Genomic DNA, 18,362 nt, shown 5'->3' on the forward strand with positions numbered 1-18,362 from the left:
CGCGGAGGAGGCGGCGTGAGCGACAGGAAACCCGTACCGGCGCAGAAGCCGGCTGCCGGTTCGGCACCGCGCCGGGGGCCGGGCGGTGGCCGCGGCCCGGGCTTCGGGGCCGGGATGCCCGCCGAGCGGTCCATGAACTTCGGGCCGTCGGCACGGCGTCTGCTCGGCCGGCTCCGGCCGCACCAGCTCCAGCTCGGCGGGATCATCGCGCTGGCGCTGGTGAGCGTCGGGTTGAGCGTCGCCGGGCCGAAGATCCTCGGGCACGCCACCGACCTGATCTTCAGCGGGGTGATCGGCCGGCAGCTCGAAACGGGCAGCACCGTCGAGCAGGCCGTCACGGCGGCCCGCGCGAGCGGCAACGACGCCTTCGCCGACATGCTCGCCCGGATGAACCCGGTGCCCGGCGCCGGCATCGACTTCACCGCGCTGGGCCGGGTGCTGCTGCTGGCGCTCGGGCTCTACCTCGGCGCGGCGGTGCTCTCCTGGTGGCAGGGCTGGCTGCTCAACGGGGTGGTGCAGCGGACGGTGCTGAAGCTCCGTGCGGACGTGGAGGAGAAGCTCAACCGGCTGCCGCTGCCCTACTTCGACCGGCAGCCCCGGGGCGAGCTGCTCAGTCGGGTGACGAACGACATCGACAACATCTCGCAGAGCCTCCAGCAGACGTTGAGCCAGCTGCTCACGTCCGTGCTCACCGTGGTCGGCGTACTCGGGGCGATGTTCTGGATCTCGCCGCTGCTGGCGCTGGTGGCGCTGGTGGCCGTGCCGCTCTCGGTGCTGGTCACCCAACGGATCGCCAAGCGGTCGCAGAAGCAGTTCATCGCCCAGTGGGCGCACACCGGTGAGCTGAACGGCCGGATCGAGGAGGCCTTCACCGGCCACGAGCTGGTCAAGGTCTTCGGCCGGCAGCGGGAGGTCGAGGCGGCGTTCACGGAGAAGAACGAGGAGCTCTTCAAGGCCAGCTTCGGCGCCCAGTTCATCTCCGGGATCATCATGCCGTCGATGATGTTCATCGGGAACCTGAGCTACGTGGCGATCGCGGTGGTCGGTGGGCTGCGGGTCGCCAACGGGACGATGAGCCTCGGCGACGTGCAGGCGTTCATCCAGTACTCCCGGCAGTTCACCCAGCCGCTGACCCAGGTGGCCTCGATGGCCAACCTGCTCCAGTCCGGCGTGGCGTCGGCGGAGCGGGTCTTCGAGGTGCTCGACGCCGACGAGCAGACCCCCGACCCGGTCGAGCCGGCCCGGGTGACCCAGCCGCGCGGCCGGGTCGAGTTCGAGCACGTGTCCTTCCGCTACGTGCCGGAGAAGCCGCTGATCGACGACCTGTCGCTGGTCGCCGAGCCGGGTCACACCGTGGCGATCGTCGGGCCGACCGGCGCGGGCAAGACCACCCTGGTCAACCTGATCATGCGGTTCTACGAGCTGGACGCCGGCCGGATCACCCTCGACGGGGTGGACACCACCAGCATGAGCCGCGACGACCTGCGTGGCCGGATCGGCATGGTGCTCCAGGACACCTGGCTCTTCGGCGGCACCATCCGCGACAACATCGCGTACGGCCGGCCGGACGCGACCGAGGAGGAGATCCTCGCCGCCGCCCGGGCCACCTTCGTGGACCGGTTCGTCCGCAGCCTGCCCGACGGCTACGACACCGTCATCGACGAGGAGGCGAGCAACGTCAGCGCGGGCGAGAAGCAGCTCATCACCATCGCCCGGGCGGCCCTCGCCGAGCCGTCGCTGCTGATCCTGGACGAGGCCACCAGCTCGGTCGACACCCGCACCGAGGTGCTGCTGCAACGGGCGATGGCCGCGCTGCGCTCGGACCGGACCAGCTTCGTGATCGCGCACCGGCTCTCCACCATCCGGGACGCCGACCTGATCCTGATGATGGAGAACGGCCGGATCGTCGAGCAGGGCACGCACGAGCAGCTGCTCGACGCGCGCGGCGCGTACCACCGGCTCTACCTTTCCCAGTTCACCCAGGCGATCACCGAGGAGGACGAGGGCGAGGAGGCCGCCCGGACCCCGGCAGCGGCCCAGGGGGCGCTCTCCGCGTGACCCACCCGGCCGGGTAGGCGCGCGAGGTTCCCGGCCGGGTGCAGGCGGGCCTGCCCCCACCCGGCCGGGACCATCGGCACCGGCCGTGGGCCGGCCGGCACGAGCACCGGCCGGCCCACGGACTGACTGCCGCCGCGCCCGGGTCAGCCGGGCAGCAGCTGTCCGGTCCGGCTGGCCACCACGTCGCCCACCAGGGCGAGCGCGTCCGCCACGGGCAGCGGGTCGAGGGACCGCCCGTCGCGCAGCCGCAGGGACACCCGCCCGTCGGCCGCCTCCCGGGCACCGACCACCGCGACGTACGGGATGCGTCGCCGGGCGGCGTCCCGGATCCGGGCACCCAGTGAACCGGCGGCGTCGATCTCGACCCGCAGCCCGGCCGCCTCGGCCCGGCGGGCGAGGTCGGCCGCCGCGCCGGCCTGGCCGGCGTCCACCGGCAGCACCGCCAACTGGACCGGCGCGTACCAGGCGGGGAAGGCGCCCTCGTGCACCTCGATCAGGTAGGCGAAGAGTCGCTCCATGCTGCCGACCAGGCTCCGGTGCACCATCACCGGGCGCCGCCTCGCCCCGTCCCGGTCGGTGTAGGCCAGGTCGAAGCGCTCCGGCTTGTCGAAGTCGAGCTGCACGGTGGCCAGGGTCGACTCCCGCCCCCGGCCGTCGACGATCTGGACGTCGATCTTCGGACCGTAGAAGGCGGCGTCCCCGGGTGCCACCTCGTACTCCACCCCGGCCAGCGCGTCGCGCAGCAGCTCCTCGGCGCGGGCCCACTGCGCGTCGTCGCCGACGTACCGCTGCCCGGGTCCGCGTACCGACAACCGGAACCCGGCCGGGCGTACGCCGAGCGCGGCGTGCGCCTCGCGGATCAGCCGGAGGATCTCGGCCACCTCCGCCCCCACCTGCTCCAACGCGCAGAAGTTGTGCGCGTCGTTGAGCGAGATGGCCCGTACCCGGGAGAGGCCACCGAGCACCCCGGAGCGCTCGGCGCGGTACATCCCGCCCAGCTCGGCGACGCGCAGCGGCAGCTCACGGTAGGAGCGCCCGCGCGCGCCGAACACCAGCGCATGGTGCGGGCAGAGCGCCGGCCGCAGCACGAACTCGTCGTCGGCGGAGAGGCGCATCGGCGGGAACATGTCGTCGGCGAAGTAGCCGAGGTGGCCGGAGCGCTCGAAGAGCTCGCGTTTACCCAGCGGTGGCGAGTAGACGTGCTGGTAGCCGGCTCGGCGCTCCAACTCCCGGACGTACTCCTCGACCGCGTGCCGGGCGGCGGCGCCGGCCGGCAACCAGATGGGCAGCCCGGCGCCGGCCAGCGGATCGGAGACGAACAGCTCCAGCTCCCGGCCGAGCCTGCGGTGGTCGATCATGTCGCTCTCCCTGATCGCGTACGACCCGGAGGCGACCCGGTGACCGAGGTCCGCGCGGCCCCCGGGAGCGGTCGCCCCGGGGCCTCGTGGACAGAAACGTCAGTGCGGCACGCCGGAGTCGTCCGGCGTCGTGGTCAGATCCGCGCTGCGCATGCCGAGACGGTACGCCCGGTGCGGGCGCGGGCGCACCCGCGTTTTTCGCCGCAGGCGGCGTGGCTCCCGGCCGCCTGACCGACTGGGTCTGCGGTGATGTCAGGGTGTCGGCGCGGACGGGTCACCGCGACGTCGTCGAGGCGCGGCGACGGACCGCCCCGCCGAGGCCCGGCCCGGCCGGGTCAGGGGCGGGCCGCCGGCACGGGACCTGCCGGCGGCCCAATGCGGCCCGATCGTCGAGAACGGGGGACCCGACGGTCGTTGGGGCCGCGCTCGCCAACGGTACGCCGACGAACGCCGATCCGCCGACCGTGACCGGGAGCTATGGAGCGTCGTTGTACCTGGGTGACCTTGCCGTGTCCGTGGTCACCGCCTGTCGGGGCCGTCCGTCGTGACGCCGGACACGCCGTCAGGCTCGGTACATCAGATCGGCCACATACGGCGAGGTGGCACGCGTGCCCGAACTACTCACTGACGTCACGTCACCGACGTGGGCGTACCTCGCGCTGCTCGGGCTGTTGCTGCTGGACGCCTTCGTTCCGGTCATTCCCACCCAGGCAATCATGATCACCGGCGGGGCGCTCACCGTCTACGGCGGGCTGGACCTGCCGCTCACGATCGCCGTCGGCGCGCTCGGGGTGCTCGCCGGAGACCTCGTCTGCTACCTGCTGGGCCGGAGCGCACCCGATCGACGGGTACGACGACATACCCGGCAGAATCGCGCCCAACGGACCGCCGCCCGGTTCACCCAGGGCCTACGCCGTCCGGGGCCGATGGTGATCCTGCTCTGCCGGTTCGTGCCCGGCGGCCGGATGGCGGCCTGCTTCTCGGCCGGCCGCAGCCGCTACCCGTACCGGCTCTTCCTGAGCTACGAGACGATCGCGGCGCTGGGCTGGGCCAGCTACGGCGCGCTGGTCGGGCACCTCGGCGGGGCGGCGCTCGCCTCGTCCACCTGGCGGCTCGCCCTGGTCGCGGCCGTCGCGGCGGCCGGGTTCGGCGCCGCCGGCTGGGCGATGACATTGGTAGGCGTCCGCAACGCCCGCCGGGCCGCCGCCGAACTCCCCATCGACTGAGTGTCGCCGCCGCAGACTCGTATAAGCTGCATTTATATTGATGACGTGTGGAGCGTGAAACTGCATCCTGAGGTCGAAGACTGGTTCCTCGGCTTATGCAAGACCGATCCAGCAAGCGCAGATCTGATCGCCGAGGCGATAGACCTGCTGGCCGAACACGGTCCGGCATTGGGTCGTCCGATGGTGGACCGACTCAAGGGCAGCTCCTTCCACCACATGAAGGAACTCAGGCCGGGTTCCACGGGCTCGACGGAGATAAGGATGATCTTTGCTTTCGACCCGTTGCGGGAAGCCGTCTTCCTGGTGGCCGGTGACAAATCGGGCCATTGGCAGAGTTGGTACCAGGTGGCCGTGCCGTTGGCGGATGGGCGGTTCCAGGAGCACCTCACCTCGTTGAAGGAGGCGGAGCGATGAGCGACGGCACCGACTGGCGGGACGTCAAGGCCAAGGCACGCGAGATGGACCCCGATTGGGATCACCCTGATCGGGTGGCGCGACGCGGTCGCCTGCGCGAGCAGATGCTTGCATCGGTGAGCGGAGCTCAACTGGCTGAGATCCGCAAGCAGCTCGGGATGACGCAGCGCCAACTGGCCGAGGCCGCAGGGCTCTCCCAGGCACGCATCAGCCAGATTGAGAATGGCGAGCACACCAACCTCGAAACTCTTCGGGCGTACGTGACGGGACTCGGCGGTCATCTCGACGTGGTCGCCCGGATCGGCAACATCCAGCTCAACGTGGCGTAGCGGCTCCACCGCGACCTAGGGGTGGTCCCGGGGATCGAATTCGGTGGCTCGCCCCGATCCGTCTCGGGTGCCTCCGGCGACAGGCTGAGGCATGCCTGGAACGCGGAACTCGGGCCTGCTGGCCCTCGGCGGGATCGCCCTCGCGGCGCTGCTCGCCGTGATCGGTCACGTCGAGGTGAACGAGGATCTCTCGCCCTGGTCGCTGACCGTCAGCGACTACGCCGTCTCCGACCGCGGCGGCGTCATCGACGTCGCCATGGTGGTGCTGGCCCTCGCCACGGCAGCCCTGCTACCCGCGCTGCGCCGAGCGGGCGCGACCCGCCGGGTCGGGGTTCTGCTGCTGGCCTGGATCGGGGGCCTGCTGCTCGCCGCGGTCGTGCCGACCAACGAGCCGGGGCTGCCGATGGACGCGGCGGCGTACGTGCACCGGTACGCCTCGGTCGTCGCCTTCCTGGCCCTGCCCGTCGGCGGCTGGCTGCTGGCCGGTCGGCTCCCCCACCCCGCCGCCCGCTGGGTACGCGGACTCGCCCTCACCAGCCTGGTGCTCGCGGCGACCATGGTCTGGTCGGCCTACCCGGGTGACCGGATGCTGATCGGCCTGGTCGAACGGGTCCTCATCCTGACCGAGGTAACCCTGATCGCGTTCCTGGCGGCGGCGGTGGCCGGGCTCCGACCGCTCACTCCAGCACGTGGAGCATGAGCTGGCGGGCCGCCTCCGTGATCGATCCGGAGAGGCTCGGATAGATGGTGATGGTCTGGGCCAGCTCGTTGACGGTGAGGTTGTTCTCCACCGCCATGGTGATCGGCAGGATGAGTTCACTCGCCTTGGGGGCCACCACCACTCCGCCGATCACCTGGCCACTGGCCGGACGGCAGAAGAGCTTCACGAAACCGTCGGCGAGGTCGTCCATCTTGGCCCGGGCGTTGCCCGCCAGCGGCAGCATCACCTGCCGGGCCGGGACCGTGCCGGCGTCCACCTCGTTCTGCGAGACGCCCACCGTGGCCAGCTCGGGCGAGGTGAAGGCGTTCGCGGCGACGGTCCGCAGCCGCAGCGGGCGGACGGCCTCACCGAGCGCGTGCCACATCGCGATCCGGCCCTGCATGGCCGCGACGCTGGCCAGCGCCAGCACACCGGTGCAGTCGCCGGCGGCGTAGATGCCCGGCACGTTCGTCCGAGACACCCGGTCGACTGTCACGTAGCCACCCCGGCCCAGCTCGACGCCGTACTCGGCGAGGCCGAGGCCGGCGGTGTTGGGGATGGAGCCGACCGTGATCAGCGCGTGCGAGCCGTACACCTTGCGACCGTCGGAGAGCTCGACCTCGACGCCGTCCTCGGTGCGGCGGACCGCGTCGGCGCGGGAGTTGTTCAGGATGCTCATGCCCTTGGCGCGGAAGACCCGCTCGATCGCCTGCGCCGCGTCGGCGTCCTCCTGCGGCATGACCCGGTCCCGGCTGGACACCAGGGTCACCTCGACGCCCATCCCGAGGTACGCGCTGGCGAACTCGGCCCCGGTCACCCCGGAGCCGACCACGATCAGGTGCTCGGGCAGCTCGGGCAGGTCGTACACCTGACGCCAGGTGAGGATCCGCTCGCCGTCGGGAAGAGCGGTCGGCAGTTGGCGCGGGGTGGCGCCGGTCGCGAAGAGGACCGTGGACGCGTCGATGGTGTATTCGTCGGCACCGTCGGTGGGGCTGACCACCACGCGGTGCGTGTGACCGAGCGTGTCCTCACCGAGGCGGGCGGTGCCGGCCACGAAGGTGACCCCGGCCTTCAGCAGCTTCGCGTGGATGTCCGCGGACTGGGCGAGCGCGAGCCGCTTGACCCGATGGTGCACGGCGGGGGCGTCGACGGTGACCGCCTCCAGCCCGTCGGAGTGCACCCCGAACTCCTCGGTGTCCCGGTAGCCGGTCACCACCTGCGAGCTCGCGATGAAGGTCTTCGACGGTACGCAGTCGGAGAGCACGCAGGCTCCGCCGGCCCCCTCGGCCTCCACCACTGTGACGTCGGCGTCCAGTTGCGCGGCGACCAGGGCCGCCTCGTAGCCGGCCGGCCCGCCGCCGATGATCACGATCCGGCTCACCGCACTCGCCCTTCGTCGATGCTCACAGTGACTTTCTTCTCCTGAACGCGTCCGACACGCACCGTCGTATTCTCCCCCACCCGTCCGCCGGGCTATCGTCATCGCCGTGCGTCTTCACGCCGCCTACGGCTCAAACCTCGACCCCGGTCGAATGCGTGCCTACTGCCCGCACTCGCCGATGGTGGGCACCGGCTGGCTCGAGGGCTGGCGGCTGACCTTCGCCGGCGAGGACGTCATCGGCTGGGAGGGCGCGGTCAGCACCCTCGTCGAGTCCCCCGGCGACCGGGTCTTCGTGGCGCTCTACGACATCCACCCGTACGACGCCGCCCAGCTCGACGAGATCGAGGGCGTCACCTCCGGCACGTACCGCAAGCTGCACGTCCGCGTCTCGACCCTCGACGGCGACCTGACCGCGTGGATCTACGTCTTCGACGGCTACGAGGGTGGACTGCCGACCTCGTGGTACCTGTCGGAGATCGTGAACGCCGCGGAGAAGGCGGGCGCGCCGGACGACTACGTCTCCGATTTGCGGTCCCGCCCCACCGGCACCGCCTCGGCGTAACGTTCGCACGCCTGCAGTCTCCTCCGGGCCGGTCCCCGGTCGCGCGGCGGCCCCGGCCCGGGTCGCCTATCACACACCCGCGGCGGCGACCGTCCGCTCGTACATGTCGGTCCAGCGCACCTCGCGCAGCCCCACGGACTGGTAGAGGGTCACCGGGGTGGTCGGGTTGGCCAGGTCGACCCCCAGCCCGGCTGCGGTACGACCCTTGCCGGCGTAGACCGCGAACGCCCGGCGCAGCAGCGCCGCCCCCACCCCGCGCCGGCGGTACGCGGGCAGCACCGACAGCGTGCGCACCCAGCCCATCTCCTGCTCCAGGGCCTGGTCGGAGGATTGGAGAGCGCCGGCCGGCACGCCGTCGACCTCGGCGACGAACCACTCGTCCCAGACCTTGCCGTACGACGGCAGCTGCTCGCGCCACTGCGCGAACCCGACGGGCTCGTAGTCCGGGGTGTCCCGGAACGCGGTGTCGAAGATCCGGTGGAACAGGCGCAGGTCGGCCTCGTCGTCGGCGACCAGCGGACGGACGGTCACCCCGGGCGGGGACGCCGGTTCGACGGGGAGATCGGCGAGGGAGCGGGTCATCCGGACGTACCGCTTGATCCGGGTGAAGCCGGCCTCGACCAGCTCGCCGGCCCAGCGGGTCTCCGGGGCGAAGACCCCGGTGCGGGCGGTGAGGTGGGGCAGGCCCCGCTCGGCCGCCCGCTCGGCGACCCGGTCGAGCAGCCGTGCCAGCAGCGGGGCCCGCAGGTCGGCCCCACGGTCGGGGTCCACGAGGACGTCCACCCACTCGCGGCCCACGCCGGTCGGGTTGCTCAGGATCGCCCACGCCGTCACCGTGCCGTCCGGATCGGTGACCAGCCAGGAGTCCCGGGCCGGGTCGACGAAGGGGGCGGTCAGCGCGTCCCGGACGTCCTCGGCGTCGAAGTCGGGGTAGCCGACGGCGAAGACGTCGGCGGCGTGCACCACCTTCAGGATCGCCGGTACGTCGTCGGCGGTGGGGCGGCGGGCGGTCCAACCGGCGGGGAGCGTCACGCGGCCGATCCTGACAGGCGGCGCAGCGTCGCGCCGCCCATTTTCCGACTCAGGCGGCGGGCTGGGAGCGGGTCGCCGGGCCGAGGTGCGCCCGGGCGGCGCGCAGCAGCTCCACCAGCTCGGCGCCGTCGACCGGCCCGAGCGCCGCGAACGCCGGTGCGGCCAGCCGGTGGGTCACCGCCTCGGCCCAGAGCCGACGCCGGACCAGCGGACCCACCGGCGGGTACGGCGGCGGCCAGCCACACGCCATCGCGCCCGCCTCCCCCTCCGGCCCGGCGAGCACCGCCTCCAGCGGGGTCATCCCACTGGCCCGCACGGCGAGCAGGTGCGCGCCGGTGAAGTACTCGCGGAGCAGACGCAGCGCCACCGCGGCGCGGGCGCCGGCGTTGCGGTTCGGCACCGGCATCGCGCGTCCGGCGGCGAAGAGCGGCATGCCGCTGGCGTCCGCGGCGTGCACCGCCCGTTCGAGCAGCCCGACGAGCCGGTCGATCCGGGGAAGGTCGTCCAGGTGCTGCGTACCCCACCGGCAGCACTCGGCGAGTGTCGCGGCGGCCACTTCGGAGGGCCGGACCGTGCGCGCGGCCCCGTCCCAGCCGTCCGCCACCGCGTCGGGGGCGAGGAAGCCGAGCACGGCGGCGACCGTCTCGGCGCGTACGTCGCCGAGCGCTCCGGCCCGGCCGGTGACGTAGAAGGCCCAGCCGGAGATGCCGAGCAGCCGGGCCCGACGCAAGGTGACCGGGCAGCGGCTGTAGGCGTCGCCCAGGACGAGCACCAGGGGTTTGCTGGTCGCGGCGATCTGCTCCGGCGTCATCGGGCCGCCCCGCGCGCGTCGGAACCGGCCCGCCCCGCCCGCACCACATCGAAGTCCATCGGCGTCAGTCTGCCTCGCCGGCGCCCGGGCCGGAATCCCCCTCCTCGGCATCGAGCGCCTCCACGGCCGCCTCCACCTCACCGGTGCGCCGCCGGGCCGCGCTGAGCGCCCGCTCCGCCCCACGGCGGGCCAGCTTGGCCCGGCTCAGCTCCTGCTCGGCGACCGCCCGCCGCCGCTCCAGCTCGGCCAGTTCGGTCTCGATCTCGCCGAGGGCGGCGTCGCCGTCCTGCGCGACCTCCGCCGCGGCGGCCAGCTCCGCCTCGGCCCGCTCCTGGTCGGCACGGGCCTTCGCCAGCTCACGGTCCAACGCCCGACGTCGCCGGGCCCGTTCGGCGCGCGCCTCCCGCTCGGCGCGTTCCGCGGCCCGCTCGGCCGCCCGCCCGCCCGGTGTCCGCTGGGCGGGGGCTCGGCCGGCCTCCTGCCGCCGCTGCTCCTCCTCCTCGTCCTCGCCGCCGGTCACCAGGCGCAGCTGCGGGCGGGGCACCTCACCGAAGCCGGCGTAGCTGGCCGCCCGGAGCAGTCGGCCGGCGCGTATCTGCTCGGCGACCTCGGTGTCGGAGAGCGCTGCGTTGAGCGTCGCCTCCACCTCGGTCAGGGGCAGCTTCCCGGTCGACGGGGCGCCGGGCTCCTCGGCGGCCAGCTTGCGGACCTCGGCGAGGAGCGCGCCGACCACCGCCCGTCGCTGCGCGGAGAGTTCCCGTAGCCGGGGGCCACGCAGCTCCCGTTGCGCCGAGCGCAGCGCCTCGGCGAGCTGCGCGAGGTCGGCGACCAGCTCGGGTCGGCGGATGGCGAGCAGGTTCACCAGCCAGGCGGCCACCGTGGGGCGGCGCAGTCGGGCGATCTGACGGGCGGTCGCCGGGTCACCCGCCCGGCGCGCCTCCGCCGCGGCGGCGTCCCGAGCCGCGACGAACCGGTCCGGCGGCGTGCGGTAGAGCTGCTGGACGAGCTCGGGCGGGGGGCCGGGCATCGGCTCAGGCGTCCAGCCGGGTGCCCGGTTCCAGCCGCCGGTAGTCCGTCCGGGAGAGGGCCGTGTACTGCCGGTCGAGCACGCCGAAGCCGTTCTCGTTGAGCAGCGCGTCGTGCAGGGCGTAGACGCGGCGGGGCGCGACCGCCCGGATGAAGTCGACCACCTCGGAGAACTTCGACCAGGGGGCGTGGATCGGCGCGAAGAGCGTGTCGACCGGGAGGTCCGGCACCACCAGGGCGTCCCCGGGGTGGTAGACCACGTCGTTGATCAGGTATCCCAGGTTCTCCACCACCGGGATGTCCGGGTGGATCACGGCGTGCTGCCCGCCGTAGGCGCGGACGGCCACCCCGGCGGCGGTGAACGACTCGCCCGGCCGGACCGGCCGCAACACCTCGGCCGCGTCGCCGAGCGGCGCGGAGAGCGAAGCCGGCCCGTGCACCGGGAAGGGCCGCCGGTCGAGCTGGGCGGTGATCGCCTGGAGGTTCAGGTGGTCCGGGTGCTCGTGGGTGATCAGCACCGCGTCCGCCCCGTCCAGCGCCGCGGGATCGCTGAAGCCGCCGGGGTCGATGACGAGCACTCCCCCGTCGTGCTCCACCCGCAGGCAGGAGTGGGCGTACTTGGTGAGCTGCATCGTGACTCCTCGATTATCGAATCGTGACGTCCTCAGCGCAGTCTGCCGGAACCGGCGTACTGACGCGCCGCGTCCGAGCTATCGGCCGTCGGGCGAGCGGAGGAGAGCTGAGATGGACCTACGGGACAGGCGGCGTCGGGTGGTGCTGGTCGCGGCGCTGGTGGCGGCCCTCGCGGCGGGCGGTTGCAGCGCGTCCGGTGGAAGCGACGAGGCCACCTCGGCGGCCGGTGCGGGGACGGCGGAGCAGGGGCCGGCGGTCGCGCCGGACCAGGCGGGTGCGGGTGGTCCCGCCGCAGCCGGTACGGGAGCGCCGAACCTCCAGGTGGAGCAGCGCTCCATCATCTACACCGGAACGATGCTGGTCCGGGTCGACGATGTGGACGCGGCGGCGCGCTCCGCCGTCGCGGCGGTCACCGCGGCCGGCGGCTTCGTCGGCGGCGACCAGCGGACCAGTGTCGACGCCGACGCCCGGGCCGAGTTGAGCCTGCGGGTCCCGGCGGCGCGGTTCACCGGGATCGTCGACGAGCTGGCCGGGCTGGGCCGGCAGGAGCGGCGGGAGATCCGCACCGAGGACGTCACCGAGGAGACCATCGACCTGGACGCGCGGATCAGCACCCAGCGCGCCCGGGTGGAGAGCGGCCGGAAGCTGCTGGCCCGGGCCACCACGATCAGCGACCTGGTGTCGCTGGAGGGTGAGCTGGCGAAGCGGGAGGCGGACCTCGCCTCGTTGGAGGCGAAGAAGCGCCGGCTGGCCGACCTGACGGCGCTCTCCACCATCACGCTGACGCTGCTCGGGCCGGACGTGAGCACGGCGGACGAGGAGACCGAGCTGGGCTTCACGGTCGGGCTGAGCGGCGGTTGGAAGGTCTTCCTGGCCTCGATGACCCTCCTGCTGACCGTGCTCGGCGCGCTGCTGCCGTGGCTGGTCGTGCTCGGCGTACCGCTGGCGGTGCTGCTCGTGCTGCTGCGTCGCCGCCGGCGGCGGAACCCGCCGGCGGCGCCGGTCGGCGCGGCCCCTCCGCCGGGTGTCGGGCCGCAGCCCCCGCAGGTCAGCGGGGCGCAGCCTCCAGTGCCCGCAACGCGGTCTGCACCATGACCCGGATGCCGACGGGGATCGCCCGCTCGTCCACGTCGAACGACGCGCGGTGCAGGTCGACGTTGGGTCCGGACCGGCCGACGCCGAGCCGGGCCAGCGCGCCGGGGACGTACTCCAGATACCAGGAGAAGTCCTCGCCGCCCATGCTCTGCGGGGTCTCCGCGACCCCCTCGGAGCCGAGGGCCGCGCTGGTGGCGGCGGTGAGGATCTGGATCGCCTTGGCGTCGTTGCTGACCGGCGGCCGGCCGCGGAGGTACTCCAGGTCGACAGTGGCGCCGGTCGGCGCGACCACGTCCCGGACCACCTGGCCGACGATCTTCGGCGCGAGTTCCCAGGTGTCGCGGTCCATCACCCGCAGGGTGCCGGCCGCGCACGCCTCGGACGGGATGACGTTGTAGCGGGTGCCGGCCGAGGCGTGGCCGAAGACCAGCAGCAGCCCGCTGTTGGCCGGCACGCGCCGGCTGACCAGGGCGGGCACCTCGGTGATGAGCCGGCCGAGCGCGTCGACCAGGTCGACGGTCAGGTGCGGACGCGCGGTGTGCCCGCCCGGCCCGGTGAGCCGGACGGTGACGTTGTCGGCGGCCGCGGTGATCGGACCGACCCGCAGGCCGATCCGGCCGACCGGCAGGTTGGGGTCGCAGTGCAGCGCGAAGATCTGCACCACGTCGTCCAGGCCCCCGGCCTCGATGACCTCGAGGGAACCGCAGGGCAGGATCTCCTCGGCCGGCTGGAAGATCAGCCTGACCCGGCCGTTGAGCGCGCCACGCTCGGCGAGCTGGCCGAGCAGCATCCCGACGCCGAGCATGATCGTCGTGTGCACGTCGTGGCCGCACGCGTGGCAGACGCCGTCCACGGTGGAGTGGTACGGCACGTCCTTGACGTCGGTCAGCGGCAGCGCGTCGATGTCGGCGCGGAGCGCGACCACCGGGCCGTCGGGGCGGCCGTCGATGTCGCAGATCACCCCGTTGCCCTTGGGCAGCAGCCGCGGGTTGAGGCCGGCCATCGTGAGTTCCCGGGCGATCAGCGCCGCGGTGTCGAACTCCTGCCCGGAGAGCTCCGGGTGGGCGTGGATGTGACGGCGGGTCGCGATGAGGCCGGGTACGCGAAGGGCGAGCAGATCGTCCAGCTCGAACGGCAGGGGTTGGGACCCGGATGGCGTCTCCGGCCAGGACGACGCCAGCTGGCTGCCAGTGGGCAGCGTCAACGCACTCGTCACGTCGAAATCTCGTTCGTTAGTGATGGATGGATCATCATGAACAGCAGACAGCCTAGACCTCCGCCGGTGACGCTGCGCAACCTCGTTCCGGTAGTGATCGGAACGCGCAGAGTCACGAATGCCCTGCTGGGAGCGCTCGGAAGTCAGCGGCACAGCAGGTAGATCGCGTTCGGACGCTGCCATCTGCCGCATCACCTCCTACAACGCGTAACCGATCCATGGTCACGAGATCGAGCACTGCCACTCAGGGCCTTCGTTGCGAATTGTCGCATTAGTCAGCTTGATGAACATACACTCCGCCAATTAGCCGACCACTCTCCGCAACGAGCCGGACAGACGCTCACATGTGCCCGCGCACCGGAAGCGCACACGGTGTCCGTTCCGTTCACCCGGCCGGGGTACCCGCAAACCCCGCGGGCACACACCACGCGGAGATGGGGCAGCGTCGCCCCGCGACGTACGACGGCGTCGCGCGTACCGTGCCCGGGGGCCGGCGACGGGATGCGCCTACCCCGACTCTAGCGCTGCGCGAACGCAGCGAAATAGCGCCTGACCAGCTAAAACGCGACAGCCGACCGGACGGTGCGCGGCTGCCGGCGGCGGTCGGCGGGACGGTCAGAACCGGTCGCTGGGCCGGTACTGCCCCCACACCTCGCGCAGGGTCGCGCAGACCTCGCCCACCGTGGCCCGGGCGCGCAGCGCCTCCCGCATCGGATACAGCACGTTCTCCGTGCCGGCGGCCGCCGCACGCAGCTCGGCGAGGGTCCGCCGCACCGTCCCGGCGTCGCGCGTGCGCCGCAGCTCGGCCAGCCGCCCGGCCTGCGCCGACTCGATCGCCGGATCGACCCGCAGCGGCTCGTACGGCTCCTCCTCGTCGACGGCGAACCGGTTGAGCCCGACCACCACCCGCTCGCCCGAGTCGATCTCCTGCGCGATCCGGTAGGCGGACTGCTCGATCTCCCGCTTCTGGAACCCGGCCTCGATCGCCTCCACCGCCGAGCCGTGCTCGAAGACCCGTGCCATCAGCTCCGTCGCCGCCGCCTCCACCTCCGCGGTCATCGCCTCGACGACGTACGAGCCGGCGAACGGGTCGACGGTGGCGGTCAGGTCCGTCTCGTACGCCAGCACCTGCTGGGTCCGCAGCGCGAGCCGGGCGGCCTTCTCCGTCGGCAGCGCGATGGCCTCGTCGAAGCTGTTGGTGTGCAGCGACTGGGTGCCGCCGAGCACCGCGGCCAACCCCTGCACCGCGACCCGGACCAGGTTCACCTCCGGCTGCTGGGCGGTGAGCTGCACCCCTGCGGTCTGGGTGTGGAAGCGCAGCATCATCGACTTCGGATTCCTCGCCCCGAACTCGTCGCGCATGAGCCGGGCCCAGATCCGCCGGGCGGCGCGGAACTTCGCCACCTCCTCCAGCAGGGTCGTACGGGCCACGAAGAAGAACGAGAGCCGGGGCGCGAAGTCGTCGACCGCCAGCCCCGCCGCGAGCGCGGCGCGCACGTACTCCACGCCGTTCGCCAGGGTGAACGCGATCTCCTGCACAGGGCTCGCGCCGGCCTCCGCCATGTGGTAGCCGGAAATGGAGATGGTGTTCCACCTCGGCACCTCGCTGCGGCAGTAGCCGAACGTGTCGGCCACCAGCCGCAGCGAGGGCTTCGGCGGGAAGATGTAGGTCCCCCGGGCGATGTACTCCTTGAGGATGTCGTTCTGGATGGTCCCGTTCAACGCCGAGCCCGCGACGCCGTTCTCCTCGGCGACCAGCTGGTAGAGCAGCAGGAGCACCGAGCCGGGCGCGTTGATGGTCATCGAGGTGGAGACCCGGTCCAGTGGAATGCCGGCGAAGAGCAGCCGCATGTCCTCGATGGAGTCGATCGCCACCCCGACCTTGCCGACCTCGCCGTGCGCGATCGGGTCGTCGGAGTCGTACCCCATCTGGGTCGGCAGGTCGAAGGCGACGGAGAGGCCCGTCGTGCCGGCCCGCATCAGCTGGTGGTAACGGGCGTTCGACTCGGTGGCGGTACCGAAGCCGGCGTACTGCCGCATGGTCCACGGGCGGGACGTGTACATGGTCGGATGGACCCCGCGCGTGTACGGGAACTCACCCGGGTCGCCGAGCCGGGAGTCCAGCTCCTCCGGAAGGTCGCCGGAGCGGTAGACGTCCTCGATCGGAAACCCGGACTCGCTCGACCGCCGTTGGCTCATCACCGGATGGTAGGAGCCACGACGGCCGGGGGTGAGGGAGCACGCACACCGAGTCCCGGAAGTTCGACCGGACGTGAACGGCCGGGTACGTACCGTTGACTTCGATAAACGTCCGAGCGTCGGCTTTCGCATCGGGCGTCGGAACAAGCAAGATAGGGAGGTTGTGTCCCAGCCCCCTCGATATCCCCCGGTGGCTTTTCTGTGACTCAGATCCCGACCTGGAGCGGCGGACCTGTCAGTCCCCCCAGCGGACGCGCGGCACCCGGCACCACCATCGGTGGTCGCTACGAGCTGCGCTCCGCGGTGGGCAACGGCGGCATGGGTACGGTCTGGCGCGCGACAGACACCCTGCTGCGCCGCGACGTCGCGGTGAAGGAGGTCGTCCTCCCCCCGGGGTTGGCCCCCAGCGACCGCGACGCCATGTACGAACGCACCCTCCGTGAGGCCCGCGCGGCCGCCGCGATCCAACACCCCGCAGTCGTGCAGGTCTACGACGTGGTCACCGAGAGTGGCCGCCCGTGGATCGTGATGGAGTTGCTCGACGCCCGCAGCCTCGCCGACATGGTGATCGAGGACGGGCCGGTCGCGCCCCGCGTCGTCGCCAAGATCGGCATCGCGCTGCTCGGCGCGCTGGAGGTGGCGCACGCCATCGGTGTGCTGCACCGCGACGTCAAGCCGGCCAACGTGCTGATCTGCACCGACGGCCGCTGCGTGCTCACCGACTTCGGCGTGGCCCGGATGCCCACCGACGTGCAGCTCACCACGCCCGGCATGGTGCTCGGCTCACCGCACTTCATCTCTCCCGAGCGAGCCATGGGCCAGGATTTCGGTCCACCCAGTGACCTCTTCTCGCTCGGCGTGACGCTCTACACGGCCGTCGAGGGGCGCCCGCCGTTCGACAAGGGCGACCCGATCGAGACCATGCACGCGGTGGTCGAGGACCCGCCCGCCCCGCCGCAGCGCAGCGGCCCGCTGACCGGGGTGCTGATGGGCCTGCTGGAGAAGGACCCGGCGCGCCGGCTGGACGTGCACGGCGCCCGGGCCATGCTCCGCGAACTGCTGGCCGGGGCGCTGAGCAACAACGCCGCCGCCGTGCACTCGATGACCGACCCGTACTCGGTGGTGCCGCTGCAGCGGCCGGTCACGCCCCCGCCGGCGATCCAGCCGGAGCCGAAGCCGAGCGCGCAGATCGGCGGCCGGGCCATGCTCGCCCCCGAGGAGTCGCTGACCGACCGGTTGGCCGCGCTGCGTCGGGGTGAACGGCCGCAGCCGACCACCGCCCCCGGGGTGGGAGCCCTCGACGAGACCAGCGCCGACGCGCTGGCGGGGCCGCTGCACACGCCCACCGGGGCGATGCCCGGCCCGGGCCTGCCGAGCGCCGGTCGTACCTATGGAGGCCCGGACGCCACCCAGCGGGTGACCGCCCAGCCCGACGCGACCCAGCCGGTGACCTGGGGCGTCCGGCCGGACGCCACCCAGGCGGTCCCCTACACGACCGCTCCCGAGGCGACCCAGCGGATGGGTGGCACCTACGGCGGCGGCCAGTGGTCGGTGCCGGGCACCGGCCAGGCGTGGACCTCGCCCGGCAACCCGCCCCAGGAGGGCGGGAGCCTGGGCGACCGGGTCCGCCGGATGGGCGCCGAGCTGGTCCGTACGGTCAAGGGGTGGCCGCGCAACGTCCAGCTGGCGGCGGCCGGTGGCCTCGCCGTGGTCCTGCTGATCGCGGTGATCGTCGTCGCCACCGGCGGCGACGACGAGACGCCGAACGCCCCGCAGGCCCAGCCGACCGCCACGGCCCCCGCCGGACCGGGAATCGAGATGCAGGAGCACGCCGCCCGGGGCGTCCAGGTGATGGTGCCGAAGGGCTGGAAGAAGGCGACCGGCGGCGTCTACATCGACTACATCGACCCCGAGGACAGCGGGCGCAAGGTCCGGGTCCTCACCGAGAAGTTCGGCGGCGACAGCTCGATGCGCTGGGCCGAGATCGCCGCGAACGGGCTCAAGTCGGCGAAGAGCTGCGCCAAGCCGTACAGCCAGATCGAGATGACCGACCAGGAGCTGGCCGGGAAGCCGGCCGCCGAGTTCGAGTACACCTGCGGCGAGGGTGACACCATGCGGCACGGTGTGTGGCGCGGCGTGGTCAGCGACGGGAAGATCTACTCCTTCTACCTGACCGCGACCGACAGCCGGTTCACGGAGAGCAAGCCGATCTTCGACGAGATGGTACGGACCTTCAAGCTCACCGACGCCAGCTGAGCTGGGCTACGGCGGCAGTGGCGTGACCGGCTGAGCCGGAGGGAAGTGTCGGCGGTGCTCCGCCGG

16 protein-coding genes are annotated in these 18,362 nt (G+C 72.5%); 8 read left to right on the forward strand and 8 right to left on the reverse strand.

What is annotated here, in order from left to right; genetic code table 11:
* The first annotated feature begins 114 nt into the window (after nucleotides 1–114).
* Nucleotides 115–2,058, forward strand: a complete 1,944-nt coding sequence (locus tag D7044_RS26265) for an ABC transporter ATP-binding protein (RefSeq protein ID WP_120690481.1) — start codon at nucleotides 115–117, stop codon at nucleotides 2,056–2,058.
* Nucleotides 2,059–2,201: 143 nt separating this feature from the next.
* Here the strand turns inward: D7044_RS26265 and thrS are convergent, their stop codons facing one another.
* On the reverse strand, nucleotides 2,202–3,431 hold the full coding sequence (gene thrS / locus D7044_RS26270) for a threonine--tRNA ligase (protein WP_325050919.1): 1,230 nt from the start codon (nucleotides 3,429–3,431) through the stop codon (nucleotides 2,202–2,204).
* A gap of 593 nt (nucleotides 3,432–4,024) precedes the next feature.
* Between thrS and D7044_RS26275 the strand changes: the two genes are divergently transcribed.
* The 4 genes from D7044_RS26275 (at nucleotide 4,025) to D7044_RS26290 (ending at nucleotide 6,085) form a co-directional block, all read left to right on the forward strand.
* Entirely contained in the window at nucleotides 4,025–4,642 is a 618-nt protein-coding gene (locus D7044_RS26275; protein ID WP_120690483.1) for a DedA family protein, read from the forward strand.
* Between the two features lie 54 nt (nucleotides 4,643–4,696).
* Nucleotides 4,697–5,056, forward strand: coding sequence for a type II toxin-antitoxin system RelE/ParE family toxin (locus tag D7044_RS26280; RefSeq protein ID WP_233565135.1), 360 nt, complete (start codon nucleotides 4,697–4,699; stop codon nucleotides 5,054–5,056).
* On the forward strand, nucleotides 5,053–5,385 hold the full coding sequence (locus tag D7044_RS26285) for a helix-turn-helix domain-containing protein (protein WP_120673375.1): 333 nt from the start codon (nucleotides 5,053–5,055) through the stop codon (nucleotides 5,383–5,385). The genes D7044_RS26280 and D7044_RS26285 overlap by 4 nt, the downstream gene beginning before the upstream one ends.
* A 91-nt stretch (nucleotides 5,386–5,476) precedes the next feature.
* Nucleotides 5,477–6,085 (forward strand): DUF998 domain-containing protein, encoded by a 609-nt coding sequence (locus D7044_RS26290; RefSeq protein ID WP_120690484.1) that lies wholly within the window; start codon nucleotides 5,477–5,479, stop codon nucleotides 6,083–6,085.
* Here D7044_RS26290 and D7044_RS26295 read toward each other — a convergent pair.
* Entirely contained in the window at nucleotides 6,063–7,466 is a 1,404-nt protein-coding gene (locus tag D7044_RS26295) for an NAD(P)H-quinone dehydrogenase (RefSeq protein WP_120673377.1), read from the reverse strand. The genes D7044_RS26290 and D7044_RS26295 overlap by 23 nt on opposite strands.
* A 106-nt stretch (nucleotides 7,467–7,572) precedes the next feature.
* On the opposite strand from D7044_RS26295, the gene D7044_RS26300 reads away from it, so the two are divergent.
* Complete coding sequence (locus tag D7044_RS26300) at nucleotides 7,573–8,028, forward strand: gamma-glutamylcyclotransferase (RefSeq protein ID WP_120673378.1); 456 nt, start codon at nucleotides 7,573–7,575, stop codon at nucleotides 8,026–8,028.
* Between the two features lie 69 nt (nucleotides 8,029–8,097).
* On the opposite strand, the gene D7044_RS26305 is transcribed toward D7044_RS26300, so the two are convergent.
* From D7044_RS26305 to D7044_RS26320, 4 genes are all read right to left on the reverse strand, one after another.
* The gene (locus D7044_RS26305) at nucleotides 8,098–9,060 is read right to left on the reverse strand and encodes a GNAT family N-acetyltransferase (protein WP_120690485.1); all 963 of its coding nucleotides are present in this window, start codon (nucleotides 9,058–9,060) and stop codon (nucleotides 8,098–8,100) included.
* Nucleotides 9,061–9,109: 49 nt separating this feature from the next.
* Nucleotides 9,110–9,871, reverse strand: a complete 762-nt coding sequence (locus D7044_RS26310; protein ID WP_120673380.1) for an SCO6745 family protein — start codon at nucleotides 9,869–9,871, stop codon at nucleotides 9,110–9,112.
* A 64-nt stretch (nucleotides 9,872–9,935) separates the two neighbouring features.
* Nucleotides 9,936–10,898: a hypothetical protein gene (locus D7044_RS26315; RefSeq protein ID WP_120690486.1), complete on the reverse strand. Its 963-nt coding sequence runs from the start codon at nucleotides 10,896–10,898 to the stop codon at nucleotides 9,936–9,938.
* Nucleotides 10,899–10,902: 4 nt separating this feature from the next.
* Nucleotides 10,903–11,529 carry an MBL fold metallo-hydrolase gene (locus D7044_RS26320; RefSeq protein ID WP_120673382.1) on the reverse strand — a complete coding sequence of 209 codons (627 nt, stop codon included), beginning with the start codon at nucleotides 11,527–11,529 and terminating at the stop codon, nucleotides 10,903–10,905.
* Nucleotides 11,530–11,641: 112 nt separating this feature from the next.
* Between D7044_RS26320 and D7044_RS26325 the strand changes: the two genes are divergently transcribed.
* On the forward strand, nucleotides 11,642–12,625 hold the full coding sequence (locus D7044_RS26325) for a DUF4349 domain-containing protein (RefSeq protein WP_120673383.1): 984 nt from the start codon (nucleotides 11,642–11,644) through the stop codon (nucleotides 12,623–12,625).
* On the opposite strand, the gene D7044_RS26330 is transcribed toward D7044_RS26325, so the two are convergent.
* Both D7044_RS26330 and D7044_RS26335 read right to left on the reverse strand, forming a co-directional pair.
* On the reverse strand, nucleotides 12,579–13,841 hold the full coding sequence (locus D7044_RS26330) for an amidohydrolase (protein WP_120673384.1): 1,263 nt from the start codon (nucleotides 13,839–13,841) through the stop codon (nucleotides 12,579–12,581). The genes D7044_RS26325 and D7044_RS26330 overlap by 47 nt on opposite strands.
* Nucleotides 13,842–14,456: 615 nt before the next feature.
* A complete protein-coding gene (locus tag D7044_RS26335) occupies nucleotides 14,457–16,040 on the reverse strand; it encodes an acyl-CoA mutase large subunit family protein (protein ID WP_120690487.1) in 1,584 nt (527 codons plus the stop codon).
* A gap of 201 nt (nucleotides 16,041–16,241) precedes the next feature.
* Between D7044_RS26335 and D7044_RS26340 the strand changes: the two genes are divergently transcribed.
* The gene (locus D7044_RS26340) at nucleotides 16,242–18,296 is read left to right on the forward strand and encodes a serine/threonine-protein kinase (protein WP_120690488.1); all 2,055 of its coding nucleotides are present in this window, start codon (nucleotides 16,242–16,244) and stop codon (nucleotides 18,294–18,296) included.
* Nucleotides 18,297–18,362 lie beyond the last annotated feature (66 nt).

Source organism: Micromonospora musae, assembly GCF_003626635.1.
In the GTDB taxonomy this organism is placed as follows: domain Bacteria; phylum Actinomycetota; class Actinomycetes; order Mycobacteriales; family Micromonosporaceae; genus Micromonospora; species Micromonospora musae.